Below are 24369 nucleotides of genomic sequence, written 5' to 3'. Positions count from 1 at the left end.
CCTTTTTATATTGTCCACCTCAAATGGACATCATCTACTGTTTTGCTTGTAACAATGAGCAAAAATGTATTGCCTTAACCAACCTATACCTGATCTTGGCGAGCAAGCGCGGCTAGTGCGCGTAGCGCTGCATTAATCTCGCGCTCCACCGCTTGTCCAACTGCATCCGTATGCGGATCATACTCGGCTGCCAGATCACTGTCCGCGAATCCATCGATCGCGACAATGGCTCCGGCGCGAGCGCCACGCAAGGTGCTGACGATGTAGAGCGCCGCAATTTCCATCTCGGCTGCAAGTGCTCCAGCCTGCTTGTATTTGCGGTGTGGAATCTCTTCCACGCCTGCAAAGAATGCATCCAGTGTTACGGTAATACCAACGCCCACTATACCTGCAAAGGTTGCAGCATCCGCGCTTTCTTGCTCACGAGCAGCTTCGATCAACGCTTGTGTCACCCCAATGTCCGCTACCGCTGGAAAACCATCCGGCACCAGTTGGCGAGTCAACCCATCCGTACGAACAGCGGCTGTACTCACAATCACACTGCCTGCAGGATAATCGGCTGTATACGATCCCGCTGTACCTACACGAATCAGAGTTGTTACACCCGCGCGAATCAATTCCTCGAAGCAGACAGCTGCTCCAGGTGAACCTACACCATGGCTGACCACAGCGATCTGTACCCCTTCATACAATCCAACAAATGTACGATACTCCCGACTGAACGCCAGTTCTCTCGCCTGCTCCAGCTTACGAGAAATCTTCTCCGCACGTGCCGGATCACCACAGACGATGGCGTATGCAGGCATGTCTTCCGAATGAATCTGCAAAATAGGCATCAACATATCAATCAAACTCCTTCTTCGTCCACTCGTCTTCCGGAATCGGCAGATCTTCACCCGAGAAGCGTTGTTCCTTGAACGGATCGGCAAAATGGTGGAAACCATTCACTTCCCAGAATCCGTTACGGTCTTCTGTCATAAACTCCAGACCACGTATCCACTTCGCACTCTTCCAGAAGTAAAGTTGTGGCACAACCATACGCAGTGGAAAACCATGCTTGGGTGTCAGTGGCTCACCGTTATATTTGAATGCAAGCAATACATCATCATGCATCAATTCTTCGAGCGGTACATTTGTCTCATAATCATGATCTGCATGGATCATGACGTATTTTGCCTCTGGCTTAACCCCCAGAAGTTTCACAAAATCGGAAAAGCGTATACCTTCCCACGGCGTATCGAATTTCGACCAACGGGTGACACAGTGAATATCACTCACCGTGTTCACCTGTGGCATCGCCTGCAACTCAGCCAGGGAGAACACCTTTTCCTCTTCCACTTCGCCGAATACCTTCAGGTCCCATGTGGACAGGTCATATTCCGGCACTTCCCCTTCATGCAGAATCGGGAATTTCTCCGTCAGCATCTGTCCTGGCGGCAGCCGATCTCCGTGATCGTTACCTGTTTTGGGTGCCGGGGTTTTACTTTTTTTCAAACGTTCAGCCTTGTTATGCAAGTGGAATTCCTCCTTCTTTTACTGTCTCTAACATAGACATTCAGAATTAACGCGAGCTTCCGCCCGCTTTCAGTGCATCCTGTGCATAGGTACGGTCTTTGAAAAAGAACATTGCGACCAGCGTCACAATATACGGCAGCATCAACGTGAAATGCGTTGGCAGGGAGAATCCTTGCAGACGAATACTCAATGCTTCCATGAAGCCAAACAGCACACTGGAGCCCATGACGCCAAGCGGATTCGCTTGTCCTAACATTGTTGCCACCAGCGCGATAAAACCACGACCAGCAGTCATGCCTTCGGTAAACATCGTTACCTGACCGAGTGACAACTGCGCTCCAGCCAGAGCACACAACACGCCGCACATCAGAACGGCACCATACTGGATGCCACGTACCTTGATCCCGATGCTCTGTGCTGCAATCGTATTCTCACCGACGGAGCGCAGGCGGAAGCCGGATACACTTTTGAACAGATAAAATTGTAGTGCAATCACGAGCACAATACCGAGGTAAACCAGAGGACTATGTCCCGATATTACATCGCCGACCCACGGAATGTCCTTAATCAGCGGAATATCCCACTTGGGAAGTCCCACCATGTCTTTGTCGTAGTATGCACCTTTTACATCAAAAATCGCACGCAATGCAAAGGTCGTCACCCCCGCAGCCAGGAAGTTGAGCGATATCCCGACCACGATGGCGTTGGCCTTCAGATTAATACTTATAAAGGCAAAGAGCGCCGAGAATAACATCACAATAATAATGGAAAAGAGTACAGCCAGCAGCACATTGCCAAACAGATAATTGCCGACAATCGCGGAGAATGCACCGATCAGAACCAGTCCTTCAAGACCCACGTTAAACAGACCGACACGAGAACATAAAGCCCCACCGAGCGCTGCAAGCAGGATTGGAGTCATAATCCGCAAGGTTGAGCCAAACATGGCTGCATCAAACAGTTGTTGCATTGGACTTTTTCTCCTTTCTCCGCTTCAGGAATGAATAACCGATCTGAGCTGATACAAATAACGTCAATACAGCTTGGATGACACTGCCAACTTCCAGCGGTACATCCGTGTTCCGTTCCATCCCCATGGCACCCGTCTGTAGCGCAGCCAGCAAAATAGCTGCTACAGCTGTACCGAGTGGATGCGAGCGGGCAAGCAACGTTGCCATAATGCCGCTCCATGCGTAACTTGCCGATGACAATGAGCCATCAAGGAAACGGTACTGTGTACCGAGCACTTCCCCCGCACCCGCGAGTCCAGCAAGTCCACCACTGATGACCATGGACAGCATCATCATGCGAATGCGGCGAACACCACCGTAGGTTGCAAAGGACGGGTTGCTGCCGAGCATGCGGATCTCGTAACCAGTCACCGTTTTATGCGTGAACCAGTAGATCAGAATGGCCGCTACAATGGCAATAATGAAACCAGCATGCAGTCCCATGCCCTGGAACAACTTCGGCAACCAGATACTCTGGTCAATCATCGGAGTCTGTGCCATCGCTGCAGATCCTGTGCGGTCCTTAAATGGATAGGAGACCATGTAACCCCCGAAATAAATGGCAATATAGTTAAGTAGTAGAGTTGTGATCAACAAGTTCATACCGAAACGTGCATCCAGCCAGCCTGCAAACAGGGACCAGATTCCCCCGGCAAGAATACCTGCCACAATCGCAGCAATACACACAAACCAGCCTGGTCCTGGCAGATAGAGCGCCGTGAGCGCGGCACTAAGCCCGCCAAGAATCATCTGGCCTTCGGCTCCCATATTGAAGAATCCAGCACGGAATGCCAATGCTACGCCAAGCCCCGCCAAGATGATTGGTGTGGAACGAGCCAACGTATTCGTGAAGAAGTAGAAGTTGCCGAAGGCCCCTTTCCACATCTCCGCATACGTATCCACCACATTACCGCCAACGATCAGAATCGCCACAGCCCCTGCAATCAGACCGATGAATACGGCAAGCAGCGGCTGCACGAGTCCGCGAAGTGTTTCTTTTACCCGATTCATATCCGCTCTTTCCCTCCTGCCATTAACAAGCTGATCTGTTCCTCAGTTGCTTCCTCTGCTCTCAGTTCTCCGGCAATTTCGCCTTCATACATGACAATAATCCGATCAGATAATTGCAAAATCTCCGACAACTCGGATGAAATGAGCAGAATACCCGCGCCCTCACTGCGTTTACGCAGCAATTCGGCATGTATCGTCTCCATCGCTCCGATATCCACACCACGTGTTGGTTCGGCTGCAATCAGAAACGGTGTATCCTGTGCAAATTCACGGGCAGCAATCAACTTCTGCAAGTTTCCTCCGGACAGAAACTGTGCCTTGGTTTCCGCAGAACCCGTCTTGATGCTGAACTGTTGGATCCAACTCTCTACCATTGTTCTTGCTGCTTTGGCTTTGATAATACCGCGTGACTGCAAGCGATGATGGTGTCCCATCAGCCCGTTCTCACGAACACTCGCATCCTTGGCCGCTCCCCACATGTAACGATCTTCCGGGATATGAGCAAGTCCATGTTCCCGAATGCGCCGTACAGGCCAGTTCGTTGTATCCTGCCCGGAAAGCACAACGCGACCACTATCCGCCTTACGCAGTCCGGCAATGACCTGAATCAGTTCAGACTGGCCGTTACCAGAGATGCCTGCTATACCAACAACCTCACCTTTTCGAACCTCCATGTGGATGTCCTTGAGCGCCGAACGATCCTTCGCTCCGGACAGATTAACCCCTTCCACCTGAAGCACCGCTTCCGCTGGTACCGATGGCTGCTTGTCCATACGCACAAGTTCACGACCAACCATCAGACGGGACAATTCCTCCACATGTGTATCCTTCGCTTCCAACGTACCTGTCACCTGACCATCCCGAAGCACCGTGATCCGGTCGGCTACATCCATGACTTCTTGCAGCTTGTGCGTGATCAGTACAAAGGTTTTGCCCAGCTTGGCGAGAGATTTCATGTTCGCCAGCAGTTCCTTCACTTCAAGCGGTGTCAGTACCGCCGAAGGTTCATCCAATATAATGATGTCTGCGCCCTGATGCAGCACCTTGAGAATTTCAACACGCTGCTGCATGCCAAGTGGGCACTCGGACACTTTTTTCCATGGGTCAACCGGCATGCCATATTGTCTGCCCAACTCATTTACCTGGGCTGCTGCCTTTTTGCGGTCAAATGCGCCTGCCTTAGCCGGTTCGCGTCCAATCACGATGTTCTCCGCCACCGTAAAGGAAGGGAACAGCATGAAATGCTGATGCACCATACCGATGCCACTTGCCATCGCCTGGGACGGCGTGGCAAAGCTCACCTCACGTCCGCGGACTTTGATTGTGCCTGACGTAGGCTGTTCCATACCGTACAGCATACGCATCAAGGTTGTTTTACCGGCTCCGTTCTCACCTACCAGGGCATGAATCTCTCCCTCACGCAAATTAAAACGGATGTCCCGGTTAGCGGTGAAGCCGCCGTACTTCTTCGTAATCTGCTCCATCTCCAACAGCATATCTTGCGTTCGCTCCTCTCGGTCTCGGTCATTTAATAGCAGCAAAACCGGCTGCCTGATCGGGCAGCCGGCTGATCATTTCCATCACTCATTCATTGAAAAGAACATTCAAAACTATTGTTGCAATGGATCTTTGACTACGATTTTGCCGGATACGATATCATCCTTGATTGCTTTAACCTTGTCGATCACTTCTTGTCCGACAAAAGCATTCAATGGAGATTCACTATCACGTGTAACGTAAGTCAGGCCTACACCGTCTTCTTTCAAACCGTAGTTTACTGCACCTGCTTTGAAGTTGCCTTCTACAAAATCTTTCACAGTCTCATAAGCAACCGTATCGGTTGATTTCAATTGAGACAATACGATATGTTCCGGGTCTTCAACGGTACGGTCCGTATCTTGACCTGAAGTGTAGAAGCCTTTTTCTTTGGCTGCTTCGAACACGCCGAGATCACCTACAGCGGATGCGCCAGCGATGAAGTCAGCGCCTTTGCCGAATTGTACCAGTGCCAATTCTTTTGCTTTGGCCGGGTCATTAAATCCACCTACATAGTTCACGAGAAATTCTGCGTCTGGATTCACGGATTCCAATCCTGCTTTGAAACCTTCCGTATATTTCTTGATCAATGGTACATCCATTGCTGCGATCATGCCGACTTTGTCTGTTTTGGTGGACAATCCAGCAGCTGCACCCAGCAGGTACGCCCCTTCATATTCACGGAAACCAACGCTACGAACGTTAGGAAGATCAACGGTTGTATCTACAATCGCAAAGGACTTGTCTGGATTCTCTGCAGCAACTTTCTTCAATGCATCTTCTGCCTGGAAAGTTGCTGTAATAATCAGATCATAATTCTCGGCAACCGCAGCACGCAGATTTTGTTCAAATGCTGCCGGGTCTGTCGATTCAATCGTCTTGGTATCTACTTTGAATTCTTCTCCTGCTTTTTTGAAACCTTCATCCATCTGTACAAAGAAAGGGTTAACCCCTATTTTTTCGGGAAGTACGAGGGCCATCCGAAGAGATTTCTCCGAATCACTGCCTTGGGCGGATTGTTCGTCTTTGGAAGCCGAATTCCCACAAGCTGCCAACAAAATAGCCAACATGATGATCGATAAGACGAACGATAAACCTCTTTTCATTTTGAAAATACCCCTTTTCAACATTCTTTTTTCTTATCCTAGCGGATACTGTCGATCCTTGTCAATAAATCTTTGAGCGTATACACTCAAATAGAATATAATTGACAATTCGCTTTCTACCAAGCTTTGGAAACCGTTCTGTATCAAGCTTTTTTTCGTTGACATCCAGCGCGTCTCCGTGCTAAAGTCAATCCAATTATTCTATTCTTATAGGAATTGTCAGAATTATAACCCAAAGCTAATTATTTTCCAACCCATTTTAAGGAGGCTATTCATTTGAAAAAAATCACCCAGATCACGTTGGCGGCCCTACTCGCCGCTCCGGTAACACTCGGCAGCCTTAGCTTGCCCGCTTCCGCTTTTGCAGCATCTGCAACTCCGGCTAAACCCGCCACCTCACAAAGTGTCAAAGGACCGGTAGCTCAGGCGCCAGTTGCCTATACGGAAAGCGCAGCGGATTTTGCTCAATTCTTGCAAGCGAAATACAACATTCAATTGCCGCAACAGATTACCAAAGGTGATTTCATTCAAGCCATTGCAGCCATCACGGAAGCAACTCAAGCAAGTGACAGTGAAGCCAAAGCTCCTATCTTTACCGATCTGTCTTCTGGTGATTCTTCATATGATGCTGCCGTATCCTTATACAATAATGGTGTTCTTACGGGTACAGAAGTACGTGCTAAGGATCAACTGAGCACTTATGCAGCGGTCTTCATCGCGGTGAAAGCAGCCGGATTCAAGGAACTGGCTTATACATATCCTGCAGAGAAAACAGCCAAAGCGCTTGCCAAAGTTGGCATTAAACCGAACCGTGTTCAGGGACAAGCCGCACAGGAACTGGCTGCGGCGATCGATACAGGCCTGATTCCTGAAAGCCTATACCCCGCTCTCCTTAAGGGTGGCGTAGCAAGTAAAGATTTCGCTGATACTTTGCTTGGACGCGTATTGGTCAGTCAAGGGAAATACAAACATGAGATTGGGCGTTCCGGCGATGCGGACATCTATTCCAAACTGTATGCTGCATATCGCACAGCGGATCTGATCGAATCACCTGAGCTGAGAAAAATTGTGGATCAGGCCCTGCGAGATGATCTCGTAACAGGTTACAATCTGAAGGATAGCCGCTTTGATTCCAACTTTATCGATGAACTGACACTTACCTACGGCCACGATAATATTCAACATGCTGTACAGTTGGTTGGTTTGCTGCGTAGCGAAGGTATTGATGCTGATGTGCAATTCCAGCCGAAGACATCTGCCTTCATTTATTTGAAGGAATGGGGCGAGCCAAAGGAAACGCCTGATTATAAAGTGACACAGATCGAGAACGGTAACTATATCGCTTCTGCGAAGGAATATGATATTCAGTTCGAGTTCAACAATGTGGCAGACAAAGTTCGCTTCAACGACATAGTGCTGAAATATGCCAAAAAGAACAGCGACAGTACATCTCCACTGATTCTCAGCTCCTGGTGGCAACCGCTGTATTATTCACCAACCGCATTGGCGAACTACCCTGTCATTTCCAATAATAAGATCGCGCTTGGCAATTATTATGCTCAGTCCTTCTCTCTGAAAGAAAATGCCAAATCCATTCGGGAAGGTTTCCTGAAACTGGCACCTGATGCGGACATTACGACGTATGACTTCTGGGTGGACCAGCCTTTCTTCAACTATCTGAACGGTGGATCTGAATAAAATAAATTCCGTCTTCAACCGAATTAAAGCTCGTATTTTGGCACCATAAGCAGCCGTCCTTACCGAATTTTACAGGGGTTTCGACCCCTAGATTCGTAAAGGCGGTTTTTTGTTCAGCATTTTGCAAATTTCTTCTACAAAATCATTTTTCTCATGCAGGAATTACCAATATAAGGTCGAATCCTTTATGTACACAAACACGCAATCATATTGCATATCTCCGCACGAACAGGGGTTACTCCATGGTATATGACGGTATTCTACTAGGCTTGATCGTTGGATTTTTTCGGGGCGGGTTGCGGCATGGGCTCAACCAGTTTGCAGCACTCAAGCTGCGAAGTGGCTGGATTTTCCCTGTATTGCTACTAATCCAGTTCTTTATTTTCTATCTCCAGGAACGATTCGAATGGGTGGCATCCATTAATGGATATCTCTTTGCTGCCGTCTACATTACAGGGCTCGCTTTCCTGTGGCTCAACAGACACCATACCGGTTTCATGCTCATCTGGATTGGGGTATTTCTCAATTTTGCCGTTATGGCTGTAAACGGTGGGCGCATGCCTTTTTCTGTGGAAGCCTCCGCTGTACTGGGACCCTACTATGTAGACATGCTCCGGGAAGGCGGCGCCGTATCAAAGCATTTTATGATGGATGCATCTACAAATCTGCCTTTTCTCGGTGATATCATCCCACTCTCCAGCCCTTATCCACGGACTCAGGTCATCAGCATCGGTGATGTGGTCATGAATATTGGCATATTCCTTTTTATTCAATACATGATGGTGAATCGGGACAAAAAGGCTGTGCAACCTGCTAAAACTCATCAGGCTTGAAGAAAACAGGTAGACTCCAAGGAAGGGAGGTCTTCTCCATGAAAAAATTTGAAGGTGTGAAATATTCCCGCATTGTCATCAACGCAATCATCGTGGCTTCTGTCGTTGTAGCGTTAACTTCGGGATACAAGCTGGGCGGCTAGTATCCATACCACCCAACAAGACAAACAGGCTGCCAGCGGCCTGTTTTTTCTGTCTGGATTTTTGGCAGGCAACTTGGTATGTTATACATCTATATAGTATATCCCTATAGAAGAACACCAACTATATACACATCAAGATTAGACTAAACTCAAGCAGGAGATTTTTTATGAACTTTATTCGTAACCTTATCCATAAGGCAGATCGAAGCAGTATGTATGTTATTTTGCTTAGTTGTACCGGGATCGGTGTTTTTCTATACATGAATAAGTGGTCTTACCTTCATCTAACCACGGCGGATTGGGTTATGGTCTACACCATGCTGGGTGCGGCGTTAATTCTGGATTATTTCACGTTCCAGATTCCACCCAAAGGCAATCAGCAATCCATGGATTCATCGGTTTACCTTGCCTGTATATTCATGTTTGGCGGAGCTTTCAGTTTATCTGTACTGCTTCCTGTCTCCATCATCCTGTTAATCAAAGAGCGCAAGCTCACCTGGTGGAAACACATTGTTAATTTCAGCATCTATAGTCTCATGATTACAGGAGCAGCTGCCGTGTTTGAGTGGACTGGCGGGCAATCTGGAACTCTGGACGGCTATAACCTGATTCCTTATTTTGCAGCACTCGCAGCCTACTTCATCATCAACACGATCACACTTGGCTTATTCTTTCATTTCTCAACAAAGGATGCATTACAGCAGATGAAGCGGGCATTCGTTACCGAATCCCTGCTGGTTTATCTGTGTACGCTGATTCTGGCGCTGGTCCTGACAATTCTGGTTGTGCACAATGGCGTACTTGGCCTGTTGTTGTATCTGAGTCTTAGCATTCTGCTCTCCCATGCATTCAGGCAGTTGTTCGTGATGTATCAGACGATTGAGGAAAAGGCCAACACGGATCAACGTACGGGTCTGTTCAACCATAGCTATTTCGAAAGCATGTTAGAAAGCGAACTGACTAACGCTCGAACGCAGGGCACACCGCTATGTCTGGGGCTTATTGATATTGATGATTTCAAAAAGTATAACGATCGGTTTGGCCACCTTCAAGGTGACAGTCTGCTAGCCCTGCTGGGGGATTTTTTAATGCGAAAGACGGAAGGCACACCTGTTACCGCCTTTCGTTATGGAGGAGAAGAGTTCACTTTGCTCATGCCAGGCATGGAGCTGGACGAATCCTACAGGTTTATGAACAAGTTGCGTAAACAACTGAACGACACGCCGTTTGAAGGCGTTGAAGTGTTTCCACACGGTTGTCTCTCCTTCTCTGCTGGCGTCGCACCCTATCAGGTGGATATGTATAACAAATCCCAGCTTGTGGATCAGGCGGATAAAGCACTATATTATGCGAAGAAACAGGGCAAGAACAACGTGCACCGCCACGGCAGCAATGATGGCATGGAACACGAGATTGATCTGGTACAGGACGTTCGTGACATCGAACAGCAGCTCAATCTGTTCAGATACAAGGATATGGATACGTTTAAACATTCCAAACGGGTCTACAAATATGCACTGGATATCAGTGAATTGCTCGCACTGGACAATGCGGAAAAACGTCGCTTCGTGCTGGGAGCACTGATTCATGACATCGGAAAACTGGAGATTCCTTGGTCTATTCTGAACAAAAAGGACAAGCTCACCGCAGAAGAATGGGAAACGATCAAAGGACATGTCACCTGGGGCAAAAAAATGGTGATCACAAACGATCGCTTCGCCGATCTGATTCCGTATATTGAACTTCACCACGAACGTTATGATGGCAAAGGCTATCCTTACGGCCTGAAGGGTAACGAGATACCCCGGCTCTGCCGGATGCTGACCGTGATTGACTCCTTTGATGCCATGACGACAGAGCGGCCGTATCAGGAAACCAAGAACGTGGAAGAAGCCATTCGGGAGCTACGCTCATGTTCGGGTTCACAGTTTGATCCGGAGCTTGCCGAGTTGTTCATTCAATATATTGAGAAAAGAACCGCTCAGCAACAGTTGCAGTAAAATAAACAGAACTTCTTCTATAAGCCCAGAAAAAGTAAAAGCGCTATCCCCGGTCTGATCGGAGATAGCGCCATTTTCATTTTCATGGAATGAATCGTACACCAGACAACTTCATTCTCGTGCAGATTCTACATTAAGATTTGGTATTCAGCTCATGTGAGGTCTGATGCAGCTCTTTAATCATCTGCTGCAAAAACATGTTGTCTTGGCGACTGATACCGTGCTGATTGTCTTGAACAAGCATCTGATGAATGTTCTTTTTGAGCAATTCACTGCGACGTTCCAATACTTCTTGACTCATGTTGTTGCTTCACTCCTTAACATGTTTTGTAATGAATTCACGTTCTATATTAAGTATAGAGGACCTTCTCCGATAGGGAAAACGGACTCAGCCTTCCTCAGCTGGTCACACCAACCCTCACCTAGCGTGACAACATTTCACCCCTTGTCGTTCTTAGATATCCTTCTAAATACTCCCTGATCCTCCCCAGCTTTCTCCAAAGACACAGACTAGGGTCTTGGACAAGCTTGGGTTATAATGATCCCATCCCTGTATAAATAAAGTACCTAAATAAGCTAATCCTAGATCAAAGGAGTTCTGCATTCATGTCCTATAAACAAATTAAATGGATGATTCTGCTGATCCCCACATTCACGGTTGGCATCTGGGAATACATTCGCCATCAGTTTCTGATGCCATACCTTTCAATGGATGCTGGAAACTGGTTAACACCCGTCATCGTTTACCTCGTCAGCGTGACTCTGCTCAGCCGATTGTTCCACATGCTTGAAGGTGCCAGGGCTGCTCTGGAGCAGGAACGTGCAGCAAAAGCAGCGCTGGAAGCTCGTGACCAATTGGCAAGAGAACTTCACGACGGCATATCTCAGTCCCTTTTTCTGCTCTCCGTGAAAACCGATAAAGCAGGCCGTAGTCTGGCAGGAAGCGGACATGAGCATGAGATCCAGGAGATTCAAAAAACCGTGCATGAAGTCAATACATATGTAAGGCAAGCTATTGCCCAGTTGCGTTTTGTTCCTGCCTCTACGGTAACATCAGAAATTATTTCACTGCATGCGCAGGTCGAAGTGCTCGTCAAGGAAACGGTACCTGGTGCACAGATTCATTGGGACCTCAAGGGTGTAACGTTCTCTGCCAAGGAACAAGTGGAACTGCTCGCTTGTATCCGGGAGGGACTACTGAATGTACGCAAACATGCGCAAGCTACCCGCGTTCAGGTTCACGCGGAAGGTAACCCAATTGCCTGGTTCATTTATATTCAGGATAATGGGAATGGACTAAGTGGAGATCCTCTTCATCTGAAGGATCGGTACGGACTGCGAATTACGAAGGAGCGTGCTGCCGAGATGGGTTGGTCTTTCACCCTCGATTCAAGACCGGGTCATACACGAATGACGATAGGAAAGGAGCATGCTTAATATGGAACATGTACGTGTATTGGTTGTTGATGATCATGCGCATGCGCGTGAAGCGATCTGTAGCATTTTATCCGAGGACAGCCTGTTTGAAGTGATTGGTACAGCTTCGAATGGACAGGAAGCGCTGGAGCTCACCGGACAATGGATGCCCGACCTGATCCTGATGGACGTGCAGATGCCGGGCATGGATGGGCTGGAAGCCACCCGTCAGATCAAGCTGCGATTCCCTTATGTTATTGTTGTTATGGTCACGGTATCGGATGATGTGACGTTTCTGTTCGAAGCACTGAAACAAGGCGCTCAAGGCTATTTGCTCAAAAATCTAACGCCTTCCACCTGGCTTGAATACCTGCGCGCCATCGTCAGTGACGACGCACCGCTCAGTAAGGAACTGGCCTACCGAATTTTGCAGGAGTTCCCCGCACCACGCAGTGAAGATGTGCAAGATAACCCGCTAACGGCGCGGGAACTTGAGATTCTGCAATGGGTATCCGCGGGATATACCAATCGGGAGATTGCCGATCAACTCGGTATTTCAGACCAGACGGTGAAGAATCATCTCAAAAACATTTTGCAGAAGCTCCAGCTTGAAAACCGGGTACAACTCACCCGCTACGCACTAGAGAGCGGGCTTGCAGGACGTAAACTTCGTAAATAAACATTGTTAATTCGAAGTCAATGATGCGTCCGACATAGGTGAGAAATGACATGGCATTCATGCTTTTGTCACAATTATGTAGACCAAATCGTTTTTTTATAGCCCAATGTAGTCATACGCAGTCATTTTGGACAAAGTTATAATGGGTTAGATTGTGTTTAAAGGACCATGAATGACTACAAATCTATAACCTGAGGGTGATGATTTTTTGATTTTTACACGCTTTACCCTGAAATGGGGCAAACGGCACTGGGCATTGGTCACCTGTCTGTTGCTCGTATGTTGCCTTGTTATGCCACAGTGGGCATCTGCCCATGCTTATATTGTTAAGGCTTCGCCAGGAGAAAATGAGATCCTCGTAGCTGCTCCGGAGCGGCTGACGCTGGAGTTCAACGAATCCTTGCAGACGGCCTTTTATGATATCAAAATTACCGGACCTGACGGCAATCAGGCAGACGATGGAAATGTAAAGATCGATGTGGATCGCCCTCATATTCTGGAGACTGGCCTGCAGGCTGGACTCGGGAACGGGACTTATGCCGTTAACTGGAAAGCTGTATCTGCCGATGGGCACCCGATTCAAGGGGCATATGTTTTTCATATCGGTGAACCATCCGGTTCTCCTGCCGGACTGAGTGATCTTACATCCGGTTCCGGTTCAACAGGCGGGCCGCTGAAATGGATTGTATCCCTGACAGACTGGATTCAGTATCTAGGATTGTCTGTTATTCTGGGGACACTTGCATTCTTGCTGCTGCGAATCGCACCGACATCCATGACAAGGGAACCTATGGATGTTCCGGGCAGCTACAGATTGTTATGGATCAGCTATGCTGCTGCTTCCTTTGCCGCTCTGGTCAGCCTGCCACTGAATACGTTATATGAATCTGGTGTGGCTCTGGGTGAACTAAGCTGGGGATTGATCGGAAGTGCGCTCAAGCTGACATCCTTTGGTCAGATCTGGATGTTACAGATACTCATTGTAATGCTGCTGGCCGTCACGATTCTCTCCGGATATGATCGCGATCGATCCATCCGTGCTCGCATCTGGTCTTCTTACGGATCACTCGTGCTCGTGCTTGGATGGCTGTTCACGCATGCCATGACGGGACATCCGGCTGCGGCGGATCAACGTGCGCTGGCGATTGCCATGGATTTCATACATCTAATTGGTGCTGCTTTCTGGATTGGCGCACTAACCGCCATGGCAATATGTCTGCCTCCACTGGCGGATAAGCTGCCATCGAAGGTGCGAGGAGAAGTCTACTGGGTTGCTATTCGCAGGTTTACCGCCTGGGGGATTGGCGCCGTAGCCGCTCTGGTTGCTACAGGGATATACAGCAGTCTGATTATTCTGCCTGCACCTTTGCTGACTTCCTTGTTCACTACAGCTTATGGCCTTGTCCTGATCGGCAAGATCGTCCTGCTTATTGTAATGCTTGTCTTCGCCTGGCGTCATGCCAGATTGGCAAGAGCAGCAACGGGAAGCAGATTATCCGGCAGCCTGAAAGCCGAACTTGCCACCGGTGCTGTCATTCTCGCTCTTGCTGCCGTACTGACACACCTGTCTCCAGGACAACCCGCTGCGGTCGGACCGTATCAGGAGACAAAGACTACAGAAGACGGCTCGGCGATCACACTTCAGGTGAGTCCCAATATAACGGGAGAGAACCAATTCGAAGTTGATGTGAAACGGGCAGATGGAAGTATCGTTAACGATCTGGAACAGATCACACTGTCACTCACACATCTGGACATGGATATGGGGATCTATGAGATTACCATTCCGAAAAACGACACCGGTGTGTACAAGGCTGAAGATTACATCTCCATGCCTGGACGTTGGAATATCAAGGTACATCTCCTGACCAAGACGTTGGATGCACTGGATGCCGATTTTGAGATCGACACCGGCAAGCCATAGTTACACAAAGATCAAATTGAAAAGTGACCCAATCTAAAATTAGTGTTTCTACAAACTGCAAATGTAGTGAAGGGAACGAAATTGATTCTGGAGAAGCGAAGCTCAGCCTTTATTCCGGGATTTCATCTTACTAAATATAAATTGAACTAATGTTTGCACTGAAACGGAGAGGACAGAAAAAACCTGAAAAAGCGAAGCGTTCGCCTTTATCACCGGATTTTCCCTTTGAGAAAAGGGAATCAAAAAAATCTGGGGATAACAGCGATTTGAGGGTTATTCTGTCATCGGAGTGTATGTGTAAACCGAATTTAGTTGAATTTATAAAGTTGTATAAAAAATTCCTGAATAACGGGGTTCGAAAGAACCATTCGTAACCGAATGGTGCCTTTACAGAATATAGACACTCATTTAAGAAAATGGACCGCATCATATATGATAAGAACTGAGAGGGGTTATTTATTTTGAAGAAAACATCATGGATTTCCAAACTAACATCCACTATCGCAACAGGTACCGCAGCATTCATGTTATTCGCCGGATTCGCTAGCGCTCATGTTACCGTTAGCCCATCCGTTGCACAGACAAGTGCATGGCAGACGTACACGATTAAGATTCCATCCGAGAAAGAACTGCCTACAACCAAAATCACCATGAAAGTTCCGGAAGGTGTTGCATTCAAGCAATATCAACCACTGGCAGGCTGGAAAATCACCACAGAGAAGAACGATTCCAATGAAGTAACATCGATTACGTGGGAAATTGACGGCGATAACGAAGGCATTCTGGCAGGACAATTCCAGCAGTTCAACTTCGTTGCACAGAACCCTAAGGCGGAAGCTGAAATAGCTTGGGATGCCTTCCAATACTACAGTGATGGCAGCATCGTAGAATGGACAGGCCAACCAAGTGATGCCAACCCACACAGTATCACAACGATTAGCGAAGATCCGGCTGCTGCTGGTAATGCTGCGGCAGGTGGAGGTCATGCCAACGATGGACATGATAGTGCAGGTACAGAAGGCGCCACTGGAGATAATGCAGCTACCGACGATAGCAAAGCAAACGATGACACCACGCTGGGCGATGCACTCAATGACACCGTTACAGGTGAACCAAACAACACGGATACAGACCCGGGTACGCTGAAGCTTCAACAAGCAACATTGATCGTATCCATTCTGGCCCTGATCCTGTCCTTCTTGGGGATTGCGTTGGCTACACGTCGCAAAAAACGTTAAGAACTAACTTACAGTTTTACGAAAACCTGAGAAAAATTCAGATAACAAAAAGCCTATGGCATACGGGATCAAACCCGATGTGCCGTAGGCTTTTTAGCTATCATCATTTTGATTGGCTACCCATGTTTTTTACAATCCGTGGTTAAGGCACTAATCATGCCGCTCCACGGTCACACTCTTATCCACGCTGATTACCATCCGCAATTTGGCATCAGCCTTACCACCCTTTAGCGTTCCTGATCCGTCTGGATCATGATCTCAATGTATTGCAGCAAGCTTTTCTTCTGCTGTTCAATGGATTGAATACGTCTGGACAAGCCCGCAAAAAACTCTTCAATCTGCTGTCTTGTATGATCTGCGGACTGGCCTTTCCAATCGTTCAGCCGACTGTATAGCGCCCGCGCTTCTTGCTCATCGGCTTGCAGACGGGCCAGCAGCTGTGTAAGTTCTTTTTCCGCAATCCGAAGATCATTCAATTCCACCAGCAATTGTCCACCCACTCGTGTTCCCCTCCCCTATGTACGTGATATCAACGCTAGCCACCCAGAAATCCTAATTAAAAATGAACCGGACTCTCGTCCGCCTGCCGGAAAGCATCCGCCTTCTCATCAATAAAGTTCAGGAACTGGCTGGTGTGTTTCATATGCCATGTGCCAAGCTCATGAATGGATGCGTCCAATTGGGTGACAATTGGCTCCAGTCTGCGACTGCGGCTCGTATGCAGATATTGGGCCATGCGGGTTCGCACCTGATTCAGCTCCGCATTGCACTGTTGTGCATTTTGCTTCCACCGTGAAGCGACACTTTTCAGTTCTTCCGGCGTTACCTGAATCAGACCTGAAGCTCCCCCCACTGAGCCAACACCTGCAACCATCTTGTTAGTCTGCACACCAAAGCTACGCATAACATCCGCAAGCTCCGTCATGATATTGGAAGGTTCACGGGGAGTTTTATTGATTTTCTCACCAGTGGTAGGGTCGTATAGATCATTGGAAATATAACCATTCTCGAACTGATACTGCTTCAGGTCGTGGTATTCCTTCCCACCAAAGGTGTTACCCATCTTATCTCCCATGCTCATGTTGTCATTCATGTCCTTGTAATTAGAGTTGATGTAATACATGGAACCCACATGACGATCATAGCCACCAAAGAATCCACTGGCGACAAAGTCACCCGGGTGACCAAAGTTTACGATCTGATTATCGAATCCACCCTCTTCTGCCTTACGTTTCAGTGATGGAGTCAAGCTGGATATTACAGATGGCGCACTAAAGGTTACTGCCGTCATTCCCGTATGCGCTGCTGCATACTGAGCATTTCCGCCGCCTAATGAATGCCCTGTCAGAGAGAAGTCCAAATTCTTATATTTGTTCTGCATATCCTTCGCGTAGTCTTCTGCTTCGTACATTTGATTTGGAAAAGGATTCAGCTTTTTATCAATCTGTCTATCCAGCTCACCCACCGCATTATCCAAATGAGTCAGTCCGGTGACGTCTTTTACCTTTTGAATTCCACCTGATAACCAATCGGGTGTGAAATCGGTAGATTGTTCAATTTTTCTGCCCAGTTCGGGGATCGCAATCTGACCATCCGCCAGAAAATCAGGCCCTTTACGATCCCATCCGGCACTTCCTTCTGTTCCTCGGTAAGAAATGACCGCCTGCCCCGTTTCCGGATTGTAAAAAGTCACTGCGTCAAAACCGGAATAACCGTTGCCATGCGTATCCTCAAGCACTTGCCAGCCTGGTAGATTCGCATATTCGGTACCTGCTTTGGCATTTTCATAAGCCAGTTCCGACATCAGACGGTATGTTTCATCATCAATTCTTGGTGTATCCCCCATGTTATGTTCACCTCCATAAATTCAATACAATCTACTTGGCAAAAGGATCGTAGCCTTTCTCAATGATGGCTGCCTTGATGGCAGGGCTCATTCCAAAATTTTTGATTTTTTTATCACTATAGTCATAGGAAATAGTGAACTCCTGATCCTCCTGCTCTACCACATGCCCTTCCATTGCAATCGAGTCCAGTGCCATTTCGGGTAGCAACTCCTTGCTGGTAATAACAACGTTCATCTCATACTTGTCTTTGAAATATTTGACCGCTTTCGCTTCTGCTTCTTGAAAAAGTGCCTGTTTCTCACTTTCTTTCATGTTCTGACAGCCTCCCAAAATAAAGATAGATAGCACAATTAGTAAGAATACACATACCTTTTTTTGTATTGGCCTCATACCAATCACCTTCTTCTTATGATTTCAATGTATATGTGCACCCAATGAATCAGGATCATTCACCCATGCCTTCTGCTTCTGTTAACTGAATCATAGTACAAAATCAACATGACCACATCGGCTGAGAGCATCGTTTTTATGTATCTTTCTTCCTAATATGATTCATACGCGTGTTCGCGTGTATATTACCCGATTTCCTGAATTTTGCATCAGTTTAGCTTCTCGAATTTTCCATATATAACAAAAAAGCATTCTCTTCAACACATATTGTGTAGAAAAGAAAGCCTTTTGTCTTCCGTCAACATCATCCTCACTAGCCTCATCCATACTGTCTGGCCCCGGTTTCGTCCAGTTGTTCACACACGAGATCATTGTAGGATTTACACCGTCCAATCAATTCATCATGTGTTCCAGCATCCACGAGTACACCCTGATCCAGTACATATATGGTGTCCGCGCTTCGAATGGTACTGAGTCTGTGAGCAATGATAATCTGGGTGCATTTCAACATATTCAGATTATGGGCAATCGTCGCTTCTGTAACAGTATCCAAAGCACTAGTTGCCTCATCCAACAGAAGAACTTTGGGTCTGCTTACCAATGCTCGCGCGAGAGCGACACGTTGCTTCTGCCCTCCAGACAGATTCGAACCCGCTTCAGAGATCAGTGTGTTATACTTCATTGGCATCTTCTCAATATCGTCATGAATATCCGCCAGCTTCGCTGCGAACATTACATCCTCCAGCGTTGAACCCTCTGCATGTAGCCTGATGTTGTCATACACGGTGTTGTTAAACACAAAGTTATCCTGAAGCACGATACTGATCTGGCTACGAATATCCTGCTGCTCCAGTTCTTCTACAACCACGCCGTCAAAATAGATATTACCCTGTGTGGGCGTATACAGCCCTACCAGCAATTTCGCCAAGGTACTCTTTCCTGAGCCTGATTTGCCAACCAGAGCGACCCTTTGCCCTGCTTTAATCGTAATATTAATATTTTTCAGCACATCTTCCCCGTAGTCGGTATACCTGAAACTGACCTGATCAATTGTAATATCCCCATTCAGCTTTACATCTCGGAGGGTCGGTGTTTTCTTCTTGAATTTATTACTTTCCTCGGCTTGAATGACATCATAGATACGATCCAGCAGCGCATCCGCCATCACGAACTCGTTCAGCATCAAAGCAAGCGAGTTCAGCGGCCCCAGAAACAGCGCGGCCAGGGACTGGAATGAAACGAGCATACCAAGTGTCATATTCCCCTGCATAATCTGATATAGTCCCACCAGCAGAATGAGCATCGGAGTCATAAAACTCAGCGTATTCGTCACGGTATTTACTCTTGTCTGAAAAATAGCTTTTTCCTTGACCGTTGCGAGCTGACGCATGAATAGTGCTCTCCATTTTTCCCCGGTACGCTCTTCAATCCCAAGTGATTTGATGGTCGAGATGCCTTCCAACACTTCCGTCATGAATGATCCAGCCAAACTTTGGGCAACAATTTGGGTCTGTGTCAGTTTCTTGAATCTGCTACGTGTGTATACAAAAACAAGAATTTGAACCAGTCCAACACCAAGCAGTGTAAAAGCGATCAAACGGGACTGGATTACAATATACGTGAAGGTCACAACAATTAAAAATAGATTGATTAGCGTAGAGATCATCTTCTGGGATAATATCTCTCGAATGGTCGTATTGCTATTAATCCGCAGCATCAAATCCCCGCGCGAACGAATTTCAAAATATTGATAAGGCAGTTTGAGCATATGAGAGACAAAGTTTGTCGTCAGTTGGGAATCCAGCAATTCCTGAAGCCGTACGATGCACATATCCTTCATATAACTGAAACCGATCTGAAATAGGGTTAACAGCACAATGCTGGTGATCAGGACAGGAAATAACGAGTAGCCCTCACCGCTAGTGGCCGCATCAATCGAAACCTGCATCAAGAACGGAAAGGCCACCGAAACCAATTGCAGCCCCAGAGCAAGTAGAACGGTCCAACCAAAATATTTTTTGTTACTGCGAATCAAATCCTTGAAGTACGCCACTTTACTAATCTTTTTCTCGGACAAGGGTACAAAGCCCTCATCCGGATATACGAGCAAAAAAATACCTGAATATTTCTCCGCAAACTCCTGCGTACTGATAACCAGCCTTCCCAAAGCCGGATCAACAATAATGAAGTGCCCACTCGTCTTGATCCGCTCAAGCACGACAAAATGATTGTCCTCCCAGAAACAAATGACTGGCAGAAAATCATTGTTAAGTGATTCAACAGGCGCTTTTTTGGCTATCCCTTTCAAGTGATAGGTCTGAGCAACCTCTTTCATTTTGAGCATGGAGCTACCATCCCTGCCGTTTCCCAGCATTGCAAAACGTTCCCTCAGATCGGTGAAATCAGCTTCATAGCCATGATATGCGAGTAACATGTGCAAGCAACTGGGACCACAATCATATTGATTCATTTGCAGTTTGACAGGGATTTTGCGTTGTCTCTTCCGGCGCAGACGGAATACAGGCCGTTCAGGCATGATGCTGCCCCATATGGGATGACTGCTCCATAGTAGTCATCTGCTGCTGAGCGGACGCCGTTTCCATAGCGTATGTCTGAGCCATATCCCTTATCCCCTTGCCCTTTGGTCCTTCCATCATCAGTACTGAAGGCAGGTCACGATTGTACAGTCGGAGCAATTGATATCCAATTCCTGCAAGCCCTAGCATCAGTCCTGGGATTTGCTGACGACCCGGAATGCCGCATCTCCAATGATGGTTATCACGTCTCACCTGTGTCACAATGTAATTTGCCATCTGAACCGAGAACTCCTTCAACTCTTCATCCTGCAAGTAATCGGCTGCGAGAAGGAACAGCTCGAGATTGCCCATATCCCCATGGCAGAGCGAATAGCTAACTTCTGTAAACCCTTCTTCCATCGTCTTGGCTAACGCCCTGCGGATATCTGTCTCTATCGTATCCATAGCTCCCAATGACCTCAATTGCTGCGCTATCCCTACGCGGGCGATCCCTAGACCGGGTGCGCCATTACACCAGTACATAACATAGTGTTCTTCCGGCATGTTGCCATCGGTGAACCGCAGATCTTTCCAATTGTTTACTTCAGGGCTGTAGAGGGCTTCCTCATACTTCAGTCCTTCCATACAAGTTTCAAGATAGGCTTTGTTGCCTGTAGTACTGTATAGACGAGCCAGACTCAGACAGATACCTGCGTTGCCATGTGCAATACCGCTAAGTGGCGTTTTATTGATCGCTGACGTCACCCAAGCCATACCTTGATCCATCGGCTGGGCAAGATCCAGCAATCGGTCTGCGCATCGCACGGCCACATCCAGCGCTTTTTGCGATTGGAAGCTCGTATACATGTCCACACATGCCATCAATGTGCCCGCACAACCTGAGATCACATCCAATTGCTGATCACTATCAATCATATCGTCCAAGATATCGAGTAATTCCAGCGTATCCGGGTTGATCCCCGGCTCGGAACATACGTTAGCTTTATGCACCAGCAGATAGAGAAGCGACCCGTAGCCAGTGAACAATGAGATGTTTTTGTCGATGTTTTTGCGAATCATTTCCCAGGCAGTCTGAATGCACAGATTAACCATCTGCATATATTTGTGGTCACCTGTCTCCTGACTCAGATACAGATAGAAATAGGCAATACCGGTTACCCCGTTATATAACCCCAACTCGGAAGATTTGTAGATCAGCTTCTCGTCTGCATCCATACCCATACTGATCCATGACACCGAAAGACCTTCATCTCCCATAATAGCAATATCTTTTATGTACTCCCCAATCCTCACGGCTTCTTGCAAATATTCTTCTTTGGTCATGTGTATTTGAGTTTCATTCAATATTTCCGGTCGGACGCTTTCCGTGCTTTTCTCCATGGCGAATGAGCGTTCCAGGACATATTTAGTCTGGATTGTACGCTCGGTAAACTCCCATTGCATATCCATGTCTTTGGGATTCATCGCCCGCACTTTATCCGCGGTCTGCGTTAAAATATCGGAGGAAAACACGCCGTCAATCGCTTGGTTGTCGTAGTGGTGGAACAACATTTGCTCACCGATAAACGTCTGGAACATGGGTACATCGCCATGCAATAGATCATGGCACTCATATCTCACCAGTTTTTCACGATCACGATCCTGCCGCACAATCATCCACATCATGTCGAACAACAGATTCTTATCCAACCCGTCTCTGAGATATTTCGGATGGGAACTGGCTTCAATCAGCGTAAAATAGGTAACGGTCGGACGAACAATGGTACGTACAGCACAACCATGGAAGTCATTGCGGACTGTTGAGATAAATGACTCCTTTTGCTCCATAATAGCACTGTATATGCGATAGAAACCCTCCTTCAAACTTTGGATATATCGCTCAGGTTTAATGGGTGTATGTTCATATGAAGGCAAATGACTAAATCGACTCACACTCACCTTGCTTCGTTGGATTCTCATGGTATCGGTGTTTTTATCATGAATCTCATACGTATTGAGTACCTGATCCACATCCCCTGCAAGTCCGCTCAGATCACTGTGATACAAAGCGTTGGAATCCAACGTTGGTAACATGCTCGTTTTTAACACGGAATCATTCAATATCGAAAGGGTCTTCTCCAGCGCTGTATAGTGTGCCTTCTCCTCCTCATATTTGAAAGGTTGATTATGCAACAGTGATTCCAGATCGACGAAGAAGGGATGCTCGCCCTGAGCAACAATGTTCTCCATATGCATGTCTGTTGCATTAACGGCATACAAAATAGCGAGATACTGCCCCTGCCGTTCAAAAAAGCGTTCCGCTCCCTCCAGACTGGTGACTTCCTCATAGGGAATGAATTGCTGCCAGCCATATTCGGCGCGATCCAGCGATTTGGCAATACGGAAGGGTAATCCTATTCGCTGATCGTTAAACCATTGCAACAGACTGGCAAAAGCGGTGTCGATGGCCATGTTCCTAGGTTTGTACATGACATTGACCCCTTCGGCAAATGCCAACCGCAATACACTAGCTCCACCGTTATGGGAATCCCCGAGAAATACGATATCCTCCAGCTTATCCAGCTTGAAATCAAAAAAAGATTCCAGTTCACGACGATCTCTTGTCAGCCGCTCCAGAACACGCATCATATTCAGACTGATCCGAAGAGTGTGCTCGACAAGTCCTCGTGCAAGAACAGGATATTCCAGTAGTAAGGAGAGAATCTGATCCCTGGACTGCATGTTCTGGTTCACAAAGTGCAGATACCGCTGCCGGGAATCCTCACCTCTCAATTCATCTTGCAATCTCGCTTTATTTAATTCATAGATTAGTGTCTTGGCAGACATGTGGAACACTTTATCCGAGACGGTCTTCAGAACAAGCCCAGTAACACGTCGTTTGTCCAGCCATTCATATCCATCATTCAAGCCGTCCGTCATGATCTGAATGGATCGTTGCAGGAAGGGTCTAGAAAACTCAAAGAACGGGATTTCTTCCGTATTCCCCTCAATAAAATATTCGATCTCCAAATGCTCATTCTCCAGAAATGTGCTGCAGAGTTCCTGATGCCAGGGCATCTGCACAAAGTCGTACATGAAGCCTGTATCGTTAAACATAGCCTGCACCGTCTCCATATTCATGGATTCAGCCTGGAAGCGATTGGACAATAGCTCCTGGTCCTGAAAAAACTTTTCAAGCCATTTCTGCATCCTTCCCGACTCGGAAGTGTGCTCCACAGGCATGTCCCCATGCTGAACGTCAGCAGTTATATTTTTTTCATTTATATCAACAGCAATTTCCTCGCTAAATAAGAGATCATTGGGAACTTGGGCAGCATATCGCTGCACAAACTGCTTGTATTTCTCCGTTAAGTAGAGTGCATAACTCCACCGGGAGTCATGTAACCGCTCCTGTATGTTCATCGTTTTATCTCCCCTTCTATTGGATGGTTCGTGCCCAAAACCTCATATAACAAAATCAAGCACATAACTGAAATCAGCTATGTG

General features: G+C 47.2%; 19 protein-coding genes. 7 read left to right on the top strand and 12 right to left on the bottom strand.

The annotated features are described in order from the left end of the window. Nucleotides 1-83 precede the first annotated feature (83 nt). The 6 genes from NSQ20_RS02245 to NSQ20_RS02220 all read right to left on the bottom strand — a co-directional run bounded on the left by NSQ20_RS02245 (nt 84) and on the right by NSQ20_RS02220 (nt 6178). Nucleotides 84-842, bottom strand: coding sequence for a nucleoside phosphorylase (locus NSQ20_RS02245; RefSeq protein WP_340031724.1), 759 nt, complete (start codon nt 840-842; stop codon nt 84-86). 1 nt (nt 843) lies between these two features. Beyond that, nucleotides 844-1515, bottom strand: a complete 672-nt coding sequence (locus tag NSQ20_RS02240) for a sulfite oxidase-like oxidoreductase (RefSeq protein ID WP_017691010.1) — start codon at nt 1513-1515, stop codon at nt 844-846. 46 nt (nt 1516-1561) lie between these two features. Then, on the bottom strand, nt 1562-2485 hold the full coding sequence (locus NSQ20_RS02235; protein WP_340031723.1) for an ABC transporter permease: 924 nt from the start codon (nt 2483-2485) through the stop codon (nt 1562-1564). Further along, nucleotides 2469-3536, bottom strand: a complete 1068-nt coding sequence (locus NSQ20_RS02230; RefSeq protein WP_100528174.1) for an ABC transporter permease — start codon at nt 3534-3536, stop codon at nt 2469-2471. The genes NSQ20_RS02235 and NSQ20_RS02230 overlap by 17 nt, the downstream gene beginning before the upstream one ends. Next, nucleotides 3533-5032, bottom strand: a complete 1500-nt coding sequence (locus NSQ20_RS02225; RefSeq protein ID WP_127551676.1) for an ABC transporter ATP-binding protein — start codon at nt 5030-5032, stop codon at nt 3533-3535. Before NSQ20_RS02225 ends, NSQ20_RS02230 begins: the two co-directional genes overlap by 4 nt. 114 nt (nt 5033-5146) lie before the next feature. Next, complete coding sequence (locus NSQ20_RS02220; protein WP_017691014.1) at nt 5147-6178, bottom strand: BMP family protein; 1032 nt, start codon at nt 6176-6178, stop codon at nt 5147-5149. Nucleotides 6179-6454: 276 nt separating this feature from the next. Between NSQ20_RS02220 and NSQ20_RS02215 the strand changes: the two genes are divergently transcribed. The 3 genes from NSQ20_RS02215 to NSQ20_RS02205 all read left to right on the top strand — a co-directional run bounded on the left by NSQ20_RS02215 (nt 6455) and on the right by NSQ20_RS02205 (nt 10852). Beyond that, entirely contained in the window at nt 6455-7876 is a 1422-nt protein-coding gene (locus NSQ20_RS02215) for a hypothetical protein (protein WP_340031722.1), read from the top strand. 242 nt (nt 7877-8118) lie between these two features. After that, nucleotides 8119-8709 (top strand): DUF5317 domain-containing protein, encoded by a 591-nt coding sequence (locus NSQ20_RS02210; RefSeq protein WP_340031720.1) that lies wholly within the window; start codon nt 8119-8121, stop codon nt 8707-8709. A gap of 310 nt (nt 8710-9019) precedes the next feature. Beyond that, complete coding sequence (locus NSQ20_RS02205; RefSeq protein ID WP_051449905.1) at nt 9020-10852, top strand: diguanylate cyclase; 1833 nt, start codon at nt 9020-9022, stop codon at nt 10850-10852. A gap of 133 nt (nt 10853-10985) precedes the next feature. Here the strand turns inward: NSQ20_RS02205 and NSQ20_RS02200 are convergent, their stop codons facing one another. After that, nucleotides 10986-11153 carry a hypothetical protein gene (locus NSQ20_RS02200; RefSeq protein WP_017691019.1) on the bottom strand — a complete coding sequence of 56 codons (168 nt, stop codon included), beginning with the start codon at nt 11151-11153 and terminating at the stop codon, nt 10986-10988. Nucleotides 11154-11458: 305 nt separating this feature from the next. On the opposite strand from NSQ20_RS02200, the gene NSQ20_RS02195 reads away from it, so the two are divergent. From NSQ20_RS02195 to NSQ20_RS02180, 4 genes are all read left to right on the top strand, one after another. Beyond that, a complete protein-coding gene (locus NSQ20_RS02195; RefSeq protein WP_076253890.1) occupies nt 11459-12289 on the top strand; it encodes a histidine kinase in 831 nt (276 codons plus the stop codon). Nucleotide 12290: 1 nt separating this feature from the next. Continuing rightward, nucleotides 12291-12947 carry a response regulator transcription factor gene (locus tag NSQ20_RS02190; protein WP_036616682.1) on the top strand — a complete coding sequence of 219 codons (657 nt, stop codon included), beginning with the start codon at nt 12291-12293 and terminating at the stop codon, nt 12945-12947. A 208-nt stretch (nt 12948-13155) separates the two neighbouring features. Then, the gene (locus NSQ20_RS02185) at nt 13156-14871 is read left to right on the top strand and encodes a copper resistance protein CopC (protein ID WP_340031719.1); all 1716 of its coding nucleotides are present in this window, start codon (nt 13156-13158) and stop codon (nt 14869-14871) included. 461 nt (nt 14872-15332) lie between these two features. Then, nucleotides 15333-16109, top strand: a complete 777-nt coding sequence (locus NSQ20_RS02180; protein ID WP_036616680.1) for a YcnI family protein — start codon at nt 15333-15335, stop codon at nt 16107-16109. 227 nt (nt 16110-16336) lie between these two features. Here NSQ20_RS02180 and NSQ20_RS02175 read toward each other — a convergent pair whose 3' ends face one another. The 5 genes from NSQ20_RS02175 to NSQ20_RS02155 all read right to left on the bottom strand — a co-directional run bounded on the left by NSQ20_RS02175 (nt 16337) and on the right by NSQ20_RS02155 (nt 24285). Beyond that, complete coding sequence (locus NSQ20_RS02175) at nt 16337-16609, bottom strand: hypothetical protein (protein WP_017691024.1); 273 nt, start codon at nt 16607-16609, stop codon at nt 16337-16339. 56 nt (nt 16610-16665) lie between these two features. After that, entirely contained in the window at nt 16666-17955 is a 1290-nt protein-coding gene (locus NSQ20_RS02170) for a hypothetical protein (protein WP_036616678.1), read from the bottom strand. A 31-nt stretch (nt 17956-17986) separates the two neighbouring features. After that, the gene (locus tag NSQ20_RS02165) at nt 17987-18268 is read right to left on the bottom strand and encodes a hypothetical protein (RefSeq protein WP_036616676.1); all 282 of its coding nucleotides are present in this window, start codon (nt 18266-18268) and stop codon (nt 17987-17989) included. A gap of 397 nt (nt 18269-18665) precedes the next feature. Continuing rightward, on the bottom strand, nt 18666-20882 hold the full coding sequence (locus NSQ20_RS02160) for a peptidase domain-containing ABC transporter (protein ID WP_051447441.1): 2217 nt from the start codon (nt 20880-20882) through the stop codon (nt 18666-18668). Next, entirely contained in the window at nt 20875-24285 is a 3411-nt protein-coding gene (locus tag NSQ20_RS02155) for a type 2 lanthipeptide synthetase LanM family protein (protein ID WP_036616674.1), read from the bottom strand. Before NSQ20_RS02155 ends, NSQ20_RS02160 begins: the two co-directional genes overlap by 8 nt. Between the last annotated feature and the right edge of the window lie 84 nt (nt 24286-24369).

It is taken from the genome of Paenibacillus sp. FSL K6-1122 (genome assembly GCF_037977015.1).
Classification (GTDB): Bacteria; Bacillota; Bacilli; order Paenibacillales; family Paenibacillaceae; genus Paenibacillus; species Paenibacillus amylolyticus.
Note: the sequence above shows the minus strand (reverse complement) of the source record. Positions and strands in the feature narration are given on the sequence as shown.